Below are 10,902 nucleotides of genomic sequence, written 5' to 3'. Positions count from 1 at the left end.
AGCCCACCCCCGGGTGAAACTGCACGTGGTGGCCGACAACTACGCCACCCACAACCATCCGAACGTCCGCGCCTGGCTGGCCAAGAACCCCCGCATCACCATGCACAACACCCCGACCAGCGCGTCCTGGATGAACATGGTCGAGATCTTCTTCGGCATCATCACCCGCCAAGCCATCCGCCGCGGCACCTTCACCAGCGTCACCGACCTGATCGGCGCGATCCGCACCTTCATCGACGCCTACAACCAGCGCTGCGAACCCTTCCGCTGGACCAAAACCGCCGACCAAATCCTCACCAAAGCCAACCGTCAAAAGAACTCAGACACGCGACACTAGGCTCCCGACTGTGGGTCCTGTTCGATCGGCTTCCGCGGTGGCATCGATCAACCTCTGCGGGCCATGGCGGGAGGTCCGATGAAGGAGTTCTCCGGCAACGCCGAGCGCCGGATCGGGCAAGCCTTTGCCGGACCCGCATCGGTACCCGGTCCCGTTTGTCAGCATCACGCGTCCCGGCCCTTTGGCCATAGACATCAAAGGCGAATCTGCCGACTCCCCGACGCCCGACGGCCCGGAGGATTCAAGATCGGAGCAGCGGGCTTCGCACATCGATGATTTCGGCTTCCCCGGCGGGGAGACGGTCGAATCGACCGGCATCGGCGGCGTCGCAAGAGCCTCTGGCTGAGGGACGGGAGCTTCCGGCTGAGGGGCGTGACGCTCCTGATCAGGGGTGGGAACCGGCCGAGGCCGAGGTTTTCGAGCAGGTCTGGCCGGATTCCAGAAGCGGGAGGCCGCCCGGCAGCGCGAGGCCGACGAGCAACTGGAACGTGTCAGGGCGCTGATCCATAAGGTGGTCGCGCTGCCATTCGTACGAAATCGCGCGGAACTGGCTCGACAGCTCGAAGAGCGGGGCGGTTCCGATCTGAGGCGATGCCTGCGGTTGATCGGCGAAACGTTGGAAGGGCCGGCGTAGGAGGCCTGGCGCTGCGTGCCGCGGCCCGGTGACGCCTCGGGGGCGCGGCCGCCGGTGTTCGGCCACGGATCGTCGACTGTCAGGCCGTGTCGTCGTATGTCCGGTTGCCCGGTCACCTGGGCGTGCTGCTCGCCGACCGCGGCATTCGCGAGGCGCTCGAGCTGTGCCGCGACGAGTCGCTGCCCGGCCGTGAGCGACTGCAGGCCAGGGAGCAGCTGCGGCGGATCGTCACGCGGGTCGTGGGCCTCACCGACGCCAGCGCGCTGATGCCGGACGAGGAGGTCGCTCGCAACGCCTCCGAGGCCAGTGCCCGCCCCGGCGTGCGGAGCCGGGGCGCCGCGCTCCGGGTCATGCACGGGATGGGTGTCGCGATCGGGTGGGGAGCGACGGTCAGCAGCCGCATCACGACGGAGATCGGCCGGTTCCAGATCCGCTGATGGCTCCCGCGTGATAGCTCAGTAGTGAGCGAGCACCTGCGTCACCGGATGTCCCAGCACGGAGCCGATCGCGGTCAGCTCCTCGGCGCTGAGCTCCCACTCCCGGCGTGTCCAGTTTCGGGCGCTGACCTCGAAGCGCGCGAACCCGATCGGGGCCTCGAAGCGAAGGTCGGGGAGGGTGAGGGTGGTCCCGCAGCACGGCGTCGTCGCGCTCAGATCGCGGATGGTGGGCCCGCCGTTCCTCGCGTTTAGCAGGCTCCAGAACCAGTCCAGGCCGATCTCGGCGTCGCAGCGGGTACAGAAGAGGTCTTCCATGTACTCGCCGCCGTCGATGACCGTGATGTCTTCGTAGAACACCGGGTCGACGGACTCGACGTCGTCTCCCGGCCCGGTGAAGAGGCCGGCGACGTCTGCGGCCGCGGCAGTGGCCGCCGCCCTCGTGGGCTGCCATGCGGGATCCGTGGGGATCACCCGGATGTAGAGCTCGCTCATCGCGTCCTCCGGCGAGCCCTGAGGTCCAGGGCTCGCGCTTCCGCGGCCATAATCACCGGGCCGGTCAACGGTCAGGACAAGTGTGGAGGCTCGGGTATGGCGTCGGGCGAGGGGCTGGTCTGTGCGGATCCGACCGTCATGGCCTGGGAGGAAGGGGAGCGGGAGCGCTGGCTGGCTCGGGCCGCGCTGCTCGAGCACGGGCGGGAGGAGGACGGGTGGACACGGGAGGCCAACAACGCGGACCGGCTCTCCGATCTGAGTCCGATGCAGGTTCCCTGGCTGTTCGCGAAAGGGCCTGAGGCGGCGGCCCGGGCGATGCTGGCGGGGCCGATGCTGCTGCGGCAGCGGCAGCGCCTCGACATCGGGCGGGTGGCGGTCGCGCGGTTCGAAGTGGATGCGCTGAAACTCGCGCTGGGATTGGCCGGGGAGAGCGCCGATCGCCTGGGATCGCTTCTGCTGCCGTTTCGAGGGCCCGAGCCGGCGGCTCTGGTGGCGGGATGGCTGCGGCATCTCGGGTCGGCTCGGCTGTGGGCGCGGCTCTGGCTTCAACGGCACGCCACGGTGGCGGCCCAGGCGCTCATGCCGGTCGCCCTCGGTAAGCCGGGCCGGGCGCGCCAGAACGCGGAAGACGCGCTGCACCATCTAAGGGCGACGGGCCATGAGGCGACCCTTCTGAAGGTCGCGGCGGGAAAGACGGCCAAACCGCGGAAGATGCCCGACTGGGCGAGGCCCGAGCGGCTGCCCGGCGTGCGCCGGATCGGCGGTGGGATGCTGGGCGAGGACGAGGTCGGGCGGTTGATCGAAGGGCTGACCCGGTCGCGGCTGGAGGACGCTCCGGAGCCGGCGCCGGGTGATCCCGCCCCTGGCGGCAGGGCGGTCGAGTCGTCGGCGGCGGCGCAGCCCGAGGTGCGGGCGCCCGATCCGGAGATCCTCGCGGGCTGCGACCGGCACAGCCTGGCCGAGTTCGGGCGGGCCCTGCTCGATCAGTGGCTGACCGACGACATGCCGGCGAGCGAGGCCTGGGTGCTTCTCGCGCAGGCGCATCTGGGCGACGACTCCACCATGGACAAGCTCGCGCCCCTGATCCGGTCGTGGCCGGCCCGCAGCCGGTGGGCCCGGGCCATCGACGGGCTGGCCGTGCTGGCCACGGCCGGCACCGATGTGGCCCTGCGGCATCTGCTGGCCATGGAGGAGCGCATGTCCGGTGGGCCGACCAACGATCGCGCCCTCGTCTATCTCACCCAGGCGGCCGCCCGCCGGGGCCTGTCGGTCACCCAGCTGGCCGATCGCCTTGCCGCCACCCACGATCTCGGCCGGGGCGTCACTCTCGACTACGGTCCGCGCTCTTTCACCGTGGTCCTCGACGACCACCTCACCCCGCATGTCGTCGGCGCGGACGGCCGCCGCCTCGCGAAGCCTCCCAAGCCCGGCGTCAAGGACTTCAAGCCCGAGAGCTTCCAGGATTTCGTACGGCTGAAGAAAGAGCTCCGCCTCACCGTGTCGGCGCAGACCGCGCGCCTGGAACGCGACATGCTCGCGCATCGGGTCCGTCCCGCCGCCGGCGTGCGAGCGCCGCACCCGATTCTGGGGCCTCTCGCCCGGCGGCTGCTCTGGGCCGAGCCCGGTCGCCGTCTGCGAATCGCTGAGGACGGCAGCTTCGCCGACGTCCACGACGCGACCGCGAGGGTCGACGACGACGCCGTGCTGCGCATCGTGCATCCGGCCGAGCTGGAGCCGGCCGAGCTGGCCGACTGGCGGCAGATCTTCGCCGACTACGAGATCCTGCAACCTTTTCCGCAGCTCAACCGGCCTTTCGTGGCGTTGACCGAGGAGCAGCGAGCGGCGACGAGCCTTCCCGGTTTCGGCCCGGTCGCGACGGGCGCGGTCGTGGGCCTGCTCAACCGGGGCTGGCTCGGCAACGGCTTCCACAACGGCACCCGCCTGCACACCCAACTCGCCCACGCGCTGCCCGGCGACCTGACCCTGCTGATCGAGGTGGATCCGGGCGTCTCGACCTCGTCCCTCAACTCGGTCGACGAGCAGCGCATCACCGAGATCTGGATCGACGACGCCGGCTCGGACCACTGGCAGGTCGCCCGCACCACCCCGATGGGCGCCGGCGACGCGGCCGCCCTGTCCGAGTTGCTGACGGGACTAGACGCAACCCTTCGGTTGCTATAAGTTGAGTAGCAACCAAACGGTTGCTACTTGGAGGCAGTCATGGCATTCCCGAATCGCATCGAGCGCACCCTCGAGCTTTCCCAGCCGCCGGAGCGGGTCTGGACGGCGCTGACCACCGCCGAGGGCCTCGGCACCTGGTTCGGCAACAGCGCCGAGGTCGACCTGCGGGTCGGCGGGCTCATCAAGCTCGCGTGGACCAGCGGCGACACCGCCACGCTGGCCATCGAGCGCCTCGAGCCGCCCCGCGTCCTCGGCTACACGTGGGCGATCTACGGCCTTCCCGAGGGCGACCCCCGGCGTACGTATGTGGAGTTCACCCTCGAGCCCGCCGGCGACGGCACCACGCTCACCATGGTCGAGAGCGGCTTCGCCCAGCTGCCGGACGACGCGCACAAGACCGCGTTCGACGGCAACACCGGCGGCTGGACCAACGAGCTGGGCGAACTGGTCGCGTACCTCGATGGCCGACTCTGACAAGAGCGAGGCGGTCGCCCAGGAGGTCTTCGCCGCGCTGGCCGACCCCACCCGCCGCCAGATCGTCGCGGCGCTGGCCGCGGGCGGGCCGGCCACCGCGACCGACCTGGCCGCCCGCCTGCCGATCAGCCGGCAGGCGATCGCGAAACACCTCAACCTGCTGGCCGAGGCCGAGCTGGTGATCGCCGAGCCGGGGGAGCGGCGCCGCGTCCGCTACCGCGTTTACTCGGCGCCGATGAAGGTGGCCCAGCAGTTCCTGGCCGCGCTCGCCCGCGACTGGGACGGCCCCCTCGCCGCACTGAAGGAGACGCTCGAATGAATCCCACCGTCGTGTCGCGCGACGAATGGCTCGCCGCGCGCCAGGAACTGCTCGTCCAGGAGAAAGAGCTCACCAAGGCCAGCGATCGTGTCAACGCGGCTCGTCGCCGCCTGCCGATGGTCCGCATCGACAAGGCGTACGTCTTCGAAGGCCCGGCCGGAAAGACAAGCCTGCTGGATCTCTTCGAGGGCCGACGCCAGCTCGTCGTTCACCACTTCATGTTCGCCGACCATCCGTGCTCCAGCTGCATGTCGGCCGCCGACGGCATCAGCGGCCTGCGCCAGCTGCACGCCCGCGGCACCACGCTCGCCGCCGTCTCCCGGGCGCCGTACCCGGAGCTGGCCGCCTTCCGCGAGCGGATGGGCTGGACCTTTCCCTGGTATTCGTCGCACGGCGGCGACTTCAACGACGACTTCAAAGCCACCGACCGTACGGAGGGTGAGGTGCCCGCCATCTCCGCCTTCCTGAGGGTCGGCGACGACGTCTTCCACACGTATTCGACCTACCGCCGCGGCATCGAGGAGTTCCACAACGGCTACCGCTACCTCGACCTCACCGCGCTCGGCCGCCAGGAGGAGTGGGAGGAGCCGAAGGGCCGCGCCGAGCCGCTGGGCATGCAGGTCGGCGGCCCGAATATGCGACTACCCGATCAGACGAGATAGAGGGCGGCCCCGTGGGGTGGCAGATTTGCCCGGATTGTTCCATGTGAAACATTGGCGGCCGCGGACGTGGAGTTGAACAGGACGACCGCGGTTCGGCCGTCGGCCAGCGGCCGGGTCAGCACGAAGTGCCCGCCCGCGGACGAGACGACCGTCGCCGCCCGGCCGATCGGATCCTGATCGACCGCGATCACCGCCGGATCCTTCAGCACCGCCAGCGTGGCCGGCGAGACAGCGGTGAGATCGGTGCCGATGATCAGGGGCGCCGCCATCATCGCCCACAGGATGACCTCGGTGCGGTCCTCGGTCGCCGTCATCCCGTTGCCCACCTCGAGCATGTCGGGGTCGTTCCAGGCGTTCGGGCCCGCGTAAGGGCCCAGCCCGATCGTCTGTTTGAAGATCGACAACATGCTGTCGTACGTCGGCTGGATGTCACCGGTGGTGCGCCACAGGTTGCCGTACTGCCGCGCCCATCGCCACACCTCCTCGGTGCCCCAGCTGCACAGGCTCAGCACGATCGGCCGGCCGGCGGCGGCCAACGCGTCGCTCATCGCGGCGTAGCGGTCCTTCGCCGGCGCGGCCGAGGCGCATCCGGTCTGGGGGCAGCCGATCCCGGCGTAGCAGTTGTCGTACTTCAGGTAGTCGACGCCCCAGGCCGCGAAGAGGGCGGCGTCGGCCCGTTCGTGACCGAGGCTGCCGGGAAACCCGCCGCACGTCTTGAGCCCCGCATCCTCGTACACCCCAAGCTTGAGGCCCTTGGCATGCACATAGTCGGCGAGCGCCTTGATCCCGTGCGGGAAGCGGACCGGGTCGGCCCGAAGCTCACCCTGCGTGGTGCGGGTGGACGCCATCCAGCCGTCATCGATGTTGACGTAAACATATCCGGCGTCCCGCAACCCCATGCTGACCAGGCGATCCGCGGTTTCCCGGATCAAAGTCTCGGTCACTTCCAGGCCGTACGCATTGTAGTTGTTCCAGCCCATCGGCGGTGTCACCGCCAGCGCGGGCGCCGCGAACGCCCGCGCCGGCGCGAGAAGCGCGGCGAGCAGGACCAGGACGGCGGCGAACCGGAATACACGCACCGCCCGAGTGTGCCCGCCCTACCTCAAGAGAAGCGCAGAGGCCACCTGGCGCACGTGCGGCTGCATGCCGGTTAGCTCCAGCCGGACGTCGCGGCCGGCCGCCGCGCGGCGCAGAGTGAGCAGGGTGCCGGCCCCGGCCGCGTCGAGGAGCGGGACCCGGGACAGGTCCAGCGTGAGGCGGGAACCCGCGTGGGTGCGGGCCAGCAACGGCTGGACACCCGCGCGGAGCCGGGCCGTGTTGTCCCGGTCGATCTCGCCGATCACCCGTGCGCGGCCGCCCAGCTCCGGGATCACCTGGAGCATTCCGGGCTCGTCGTTCTCGCCCGGCCATGGCGGCACCGCGTCGGTCAGCAGCGCCTCGCGCAGCCAGCCGAGCGCCCGGCTCAGCAGCCGCGACACGTGCATCTGTGAGATGCCCAGCTCGTCGCCGATCTCCTGTTGGGTGTGGTTGCCCTGGAAGCGCATGGTCAGCAGGTGCCGTTCCCGCTGCGGCATCCGGTCGAGCAGGTCGGCCAGGCTCACCCGGTCGGGCACCAGGTCGATGTCGCGGTCCGGCGACCCGAACAGGTCACCCAGCTCGGCCGTGCCGTCGCCGGTCGGCTGGCTCAGCGAGACCGCGCGATATCCGGCCCCGCTGACCAGCGCCGCCCGCATGTCCTCGCGGTCGACGCCGCAGCGCGCGGCCAGCTCGGCCTCGGTCGGCCACCGGCCCAGCTCGGCGGTCAGGTCCTGCTTGGCCCGGCCGACCGCCAGCGCCAGCTCCTGGAGCCGGCGCGGCACGTGCACGTTCCAGCCGGTGTCGCGGAAGTGGCGCTTGATCTCGCCGGTGATGACCGAGACGGCGTACGCGGTGAACGAGCCCCGCTCCGGGTCGTAGCGCTCCACCGCCTTGACCAGGCCGAGGCGGGCCACCTGGGCGACGTCGTCGGCCGGCTCGGAGCCGAAGCGGTAGCGGCGGGCCAGCCGGTCGGCCATCGGGAGCATGCGCTGGATGGTGGCGTCGCGCAGGCGGCGGGCGGCCCGCTCGTCGGCGGAGGCGTCGCGGTCGGCGGCGTACGTCTCGGCGATCGCGTCGAGATCTTCCAGCGTGGAATACGCGGACATGGCTGTTCCTCCGGTGTCTGTCCGCGGACACAGGGCGGAGGGTTTGACCAGCTGGGTTTCGTGGTGCCCTCGTCCGGCCGGCCTAAACCTCGGAGGTTTCTTCCGGGTGATGCCGGGAAGCCAGGGCGCCATGCCAGTCGACCAGAACGCCCTCGCCACCAGCCTCGAAAACCTGAGTGCGGCGGGCCTGTCCCACGACCGTCGCGGCCTCGAGGAGCGTCTCGACCAGGTGCTGACCGCCGCCCGCGACATGATCGAGGTCGACGGGGTCGGCCTGATGCTGCTCGACGACGCCGGCGCGCTGCGGGTGGCCGGAGCGTCGGTACCGGCCGGGATGGCACTCGAACAGGCCCAGCTGCGGCTGGACTGCGGGCCGGGCATCGACTGCGTCCGCGGGAACGAGACCGTCACGGTGACGGACCTGGCGGCCAGCGAGGACTACGCCCCCGTGTGGGAGGAGCTCAAGGGAGGTGAGGCGCCGGTGAGAGCGGTAGTGTCCGTTCCGGTGCTCGTCACCGGATCCGTGGCCGGCACCCTGAACGCCCTCCGCTCGCGGCCGCAGCGCTGGGACGACGACAGTGTGCGCGCCGTCGAGGCGTACGCCGAAGTCATCTCGGTCCTGCTCCGGCTCGGCGCCACCGCTCAGAGATGAGGAAGCTCCATGCCGAACATCGATCCGGAGGTTCTCGCGGGCAGTCTGCGCCGGCTCGAGAAGCTGGGCACCGGTGACGTTCCCGGCGCGGTGGCCGACGTGGTGCACGCGGCGGTCGACCTGTTCCAGGTGACCGGCAGCGGCCTGATGATCGCCGACGAGGAGAACAGCCTGCATTACGTCGCGGCCAGCAACGGGCCCAGCAAGGTCATGGAGCAGGTGCAGAGCCACGTCGGCGAGGGGCCGTGCGTGTCGGCGTTCGTGCACAACCGGGTGGTGCACACCGACGACCTGAAGGCCGACCCGCGCTGGCCACGCATCCGCGAGACGTTCCTCGAGCACGGCGTCGTCTCGGTGCTGGGCGCGCCGGTGCGCCTGGGCGGGGTGCCGGTCGGCACGCTCGACGTCTTCCTCGACCGGCCGCACGACTGGGACGACACCGAGGCGGCGGCGCTCGAGCGCTACACCGGCCTGATCGAGGCGACGCTGAGCACGGCGCTGGCGGCGCAGCGGGCGGGCGAGCTCGCGGGTCAGCTCCAGTACGCTCTCGACTACCGCATCGTCATCGAGCGCGCGGTCGGCTATCTGATGGCCCGCCGCGAGACCGGCGCCGAGCAGGCCTTCGACCTGCTGCGCAGCACGGCCCGGAGCCAGCGGCGCAGGATCGCCGAGGTGGCACAGCACCTGCTCGACACCGGGGATCTCCCCGGTTGAGCAGCGCTGGAGCGGGTAGTCGGCCCATATGGGTGAGTCGACGGTTTCCGATCTGCTGGTGGAGCGGCTGACGGCGTGGGGTGTCGAGCGGGTGTTCGGCTATTCCGGCGACGGCATCGACGGCGTGCTGGGCGCCCTGCGCCGGGCCGGCAAGCCGGAGTTCGTGCAGGCCCGGCACGAGGAGGCGGCGGCGTTCATGGCCGTCGCCCACGCCAAGTACGCCGGTGGCGCCGGCGTCTGCCTGTCCACGCAGGGCCCGGGCGCGGTGCACCTGCTCAACGGCCTGTACGACGCGAAGCTGGACAGCCAGCCGGTCGTGGCGATCGTCGGGCAGCAGGCGGCGACGGTGCTCGGCAGCGCGTACCAGCAGGAGATCGACCTCCAGCGGTTGTTCGGCGACGTCTGCGCCCAGTTCGTGCAGACCGCCTTCACGGCCGAGCAGGTGCCGATGCTGATCGACCGGGCGTTCCGGGCGGCGCTGGCCACCCGCGGGCCCACCTGCGTGATCCTGCCGCACGACGTGCAGTCCGAGCCCGCGCCCGACCCCACCGAGCACGAGCACGGCGTGCTGGTGACCAGCCCCGGTCTGCGCCCGGCGCGGCTGCTGCCGCGCGAGGAGGACCTTCGCGAGGCGGCCGATCTGCTGAGCTCGGGGGAGCGCGTCGCGATCCTGGTGGGTCAGGGGGCGTACGGGGCGGCGGGCGAGATCGCGGAGCTGGCGGACCGGCTGGGCGCGGGCGTGGCGGCGTCGCTGCTCGGCAAGCCGGTGCTCGACGAGGATCTGCCCTTCCACACGGGCGTGATGGGCCACCTGGGCACCACCGCCAGCGCCGAGCTGATGCGGTCCTGCGACACCCTGCTGCTGCTCGGCACGAACGACCCCTGGACCGAGTTCTACCCGGCGCCCGGCCAGGCCCGCGCGGTGCAGATCGACATCGACGGCCGCCGCCTCGGCGTCCGCTACCCGGTGGAGGTGCCGCTGCTGGGCGACGCCACCGCGACGCTGCGCGAGCTGCTCGCCCTCGTCGAGGCGGCTCCACGCAAAGAGTGGCGCGAGAAGGTCGAGGGCTGGGTCCGGCGCTGGCACGAGATCGCCGGATCCCGGGCCGCGGCGGCGGCCGAGCCGCTCAATCCGCAGCACGTCGTCCGGTCGCTCTCCGGTCACCTGCCCGCCGGCGCCCAGGTGGCGGTCGACGTCGGCTCGGTCGTCTACTGGTACGCCCGGCACCTGCGCCTGCCGGCCGGCGTGCCCGCGCATCTGTCGAGCACTCTGGCCTCCATGGGCTGCGGCATCCCGTACGGCCTCGGGGCCAAGCTCGAAGCCCCCGACCGCCCGGTCGTGGTCCTCTCCGGGGACGGCGGCTTCCAGATGCTCGGCCTGGCCGAGCTGGCGACCGTGGCCGCCCGCTGGCGGGACTGGGCCGACCCGCGCTTCGTCGTGTGCGTGCTCGACAACGGCGACCTGGCCGAGGTGAGCTGGGAGCAGCGCGAGATGGAGGGCGAGCCCCGCTTCGCCGCCTCCCAGGATCTGCCCCGTGTCCCGTACGCCCGCTACGCCGAGCTGCTGGGCCTGCGCGGCATCGAGGTCACCACCCCCGGCGCCATGACCGGCGCCTGGGAGAAGGCCCTGCACGCCGACCGTCCCACCCTGATCCACGCCGTGGTCGACCCCGCGATCCCGCTGCTTCCGCCGCTGCAGCCGCAGGAGAAGATCGACCAGATGTACGCCGGTCTGGAGGCCGAGGACACCGACCTGGCCCGCCGCGCCGCGGCCCACCTGCGCCGGGAACGCGCCGACGAAGCCTAGGGTGGCGGGC

12 protein-coding genes are annotated in these 10,902 nt (G+C 71.2%); 9 read left to right on the top strand and 3 right to left on the bottom strand.

Features of this window, described 5'->3' with window-relative positions; genetic code table 11:
• Both CRP55_RS45925 and CRP55_RS45920 read left to right on the top strand, forming a co-directional pair.
• Positions 1-337: transposase (locus tag CRP55_RS45925; protein ID WP_179855591.1), on the top strand; the 337-nt coding region annotated here is incomplete at its 5' end.
• Positions 338-1,057: 720 nt separating this feature from the next.
• Positions 1,058-1,408, top strand: a complete 351-nt coding sequence (locus CRP55_RS45920; protein ID WP_097328402.1) for a hypothetical protein — start codon at positions 1,058-1,060, stop codon at positions 1,406-1,408.
• A gap of 18 nt (positions 1,409-1,426) precedes the next feature.
• Here CRP55_RS45920 and CRP55_RS45915 read toward each other — a convergent pair whose 3' ends face one another.
• Positions 1,427-1,900, bottom strand: a complete 474-nt coding sequence (locus CRP55_RS45915; RefSeq protein ID WP_097328401.1) for a hypothetical protein — start codon at positions 1,898-1,900, stop codon at positions 1,427-1,429.
• 96 nt (positions 1,901-1,996) lie between these two features.
• Between CRP55_RS45915 and CRP55_RS45910 the strand changes: the two genes are divergently transcribed.
• Genes CRP55_RS45910 through CRP55_RS45895 form a run of 4 tightly spaced genes read left to right on the top strand, consistent with a single transcriptional unit; the run spans position 1,997 to position 5,536 of the window.
• The gene (locus CRP55_RS45910; protein ID WP_097328400.1) at positions 1,997-4,081 is read left to right on the top strand and encodes a DUF4132 domain-containing protein; all 2,085 of its coding nucleotides are present in this window, start codon (positions 1,997-1,999) and stop codon (positions 4,079-4,081) included.
• Between the two features lie 39 nt (positions 4,082-4,120).
• Complete coding sequence (locus CRP55_RS45905; RefSeq protein WP_097328399.1) at positions 4,121-4,555, top strand: SRPBCC domain-containing protein; 435 nt, start codon at positions 4,121-4,123, stop codon at positions 4,553-4,555.
• The gene (locus tag CRP55_RS45900) at positions 4,542-4,874 is read left to right on the top strand and encodes an ArsR/SmtB family transcription factor (protein ID WP_097328398.1); all 333 of its coding nucleotides are present in this window, start codon (positions 4,542-4,544) and stop codon (positions 4,872-4,874) included. Before CRP55_RS45905 ends, CRP55_RS45900 begins: the two co-directional genes overlap by 14 nt.
• Positions 4,871-5,536: a DUF899 domain-containing protein gene (locus CRP55_RS45895; RefSeq protein WP_097328397.1), complete on the top strand. Its 666-nt coding sequence runs from the start codon at positions 4,871-4,873 to the stop codon at positions 5,534-5,536. The genes CRP55_RS45900 and CRP55_RS45895 overlap by 4 nt, the downstream gene beginning before the upstream one ends.
• Here the strand turns inward: CRP55_RS45895 and CRP55_RS45890 are convergent.
• On the bottom strand, positions 5,524-6,615 hold the full coding sequence (locus tag CRP55_RS45890; protein WP_245923777.1) for a glycoside hydrolase family 27 protein: 1,092 nt from the start codon (positions 6,613-6,615) through the stop codon (positions 5,524-5,526). The two genes, CRP55_RS45895 and CRP55_RS45890, sit on opposite strands and share 13 nt — an antisense overlap.
• 18 nt (positions 6,616-6,633) lie before the next feature.
• Positions 6,634-7,719, bottom strand: coding sequence for a sigma-70 family RNA polymerase sigma factor (locus tag CRP55_RS45885; protein WP_097328396.1), 1,086 nt, complete (start codon positions 7,717-7,719; stop codon positions 6,634-6,636).
• Positions 7,720-7,849: 130 nt separating this feature from the next.
• Here CRP55_RS45885 and CRP55_RS45880 point away from each other — a divergent pair, with 130 nt between their 5' ends.
• From CRP55_RS45880 to CRP55_RS45870, 3 genes are read left to right on the top strand one after another with little or no spacing between them, the layout of a single operon-like run.
• Positions 7,850-8,371 (top strand): GAF domain-containing protein, encoded by a 522-nt coding sequence (locus tag CRP55_RS45880; RefSeq protein WP_179855637.1) that lies wholly within the window; start codon positions 7,850-7,852, stop codon positions 8,369-8,371.
• Between the two features lie 9 nt (positions 8,372-8,380).
• Positions 8,381-9,085, top strand: a complete 705-nt coding sequence (locus CRP55_RS45875; RefSeq protein WP_097328395.1) for a GAF and ANTAR domain-containing protein — start codon at positions 8,381-8,383, stop codon at positions 9,083-9,085.
• 28 nt (positions 9,086-9,113) lie between these two features.
• Positions 9,114-10,892, top strand: a complete 1,779-nt coding sequence (locus tag CRP55_RS45870) for a thiamine pyrophosphate-requiring protein (RefSeq protein ID WP_097328394.1) — start codon at positions 9,114-9,116, stop codon at positions 10,890-10,892.
• Positions 10,893-10,902: the final 10 nt, after the last annotated feature.

The organism is Paractinoplanes atraurantiacus (assembly GCF_900215205.1).
In the GTDB taxonomy this organism is placed as follows: domain Bacteria; phylum Actinomycetota; class Actinomycetes; order Mycobacteriales; family Micromonosporaceae; genus Actinoplanes; species Actinoplanes atraurantiacus.
The sequence above is the reverse complement of the archived record's forward strand: the minus strand, read 5'-3'. Positions and strand labels throughout refer to the sequence as shown.

What these genes read in the sequence shown, in the direction of transcription:
- CRP55_RS45915 (WP_097328401.1), bottom strand. Translation starts at nt 1,900, where the DNA reads ATGAGCGAGCTCTACATCCGGGTGATCCCCACGGATCCCGCATGGCAG.
- CRP55_RS45910 (WP_097328400.1), top strand. Translation starts at nt 1,997, where the DNA reads ATGGCGTCGGGCGAGGGGCTGGTCTGTGCGGATCCGACCGTCATGGCC.
- CRP55_RS45905 (WP_097328399.1), top strand. Translation starts at nt 4,121, where the DNA reads ATGGCATTCCCGAATCGCATCGAGCGCACCCTCGAGCTTTCCCAGCCG.
- CRP55_RS45900 (WP_097328398.1), top strand. Translation starts at nt 4,542, where the DNA reads ATGGCCGACTCTGACAAGAGCGAGGCGGTCGCCCAGGAGGTCTTCGCC.
- CRP55_RS45895 (WP_097328397.1), top strand. Translation starts at nt 4,871, where the DNA reads ATGAATCCCACCGTCGTGTCGCGCGACGAATGGCTCGCCGCGCGCCAG.
- CRP55_RS45885 (WP_097328396.1), bottom strand. Translation starts at nt 7,719, where the DNA reads ATGTCCGCGTATTCCACGCTGGAAGATCTCGACGCGATCGCCGAGACG.
- CRP55_RS45880 (WP_179855637.1), top strand. Translation starts at nt 7,850, where the DNA reads ATGCCAGTCGACCAGAACGCCCTCGCCACCAGCCTCGAAAACCTGAGT.
- CRP55_RS45875 (WP_097328395.1), top strand. Translation starts at nt 8,381, where the DNA reads ATGCCGAACATCGATCCGGAGGTTCTCGCGGGCAGTCTGCGCCGGCTC.
- CRP55_RS45870 (WP_097328394.1), top strand. Translation starts at nt 9,114, where the DNA reads ATGGGTGAGTCGACGGTTTCCGATCTGCTGGTGGAGCGGCTGACGGCG.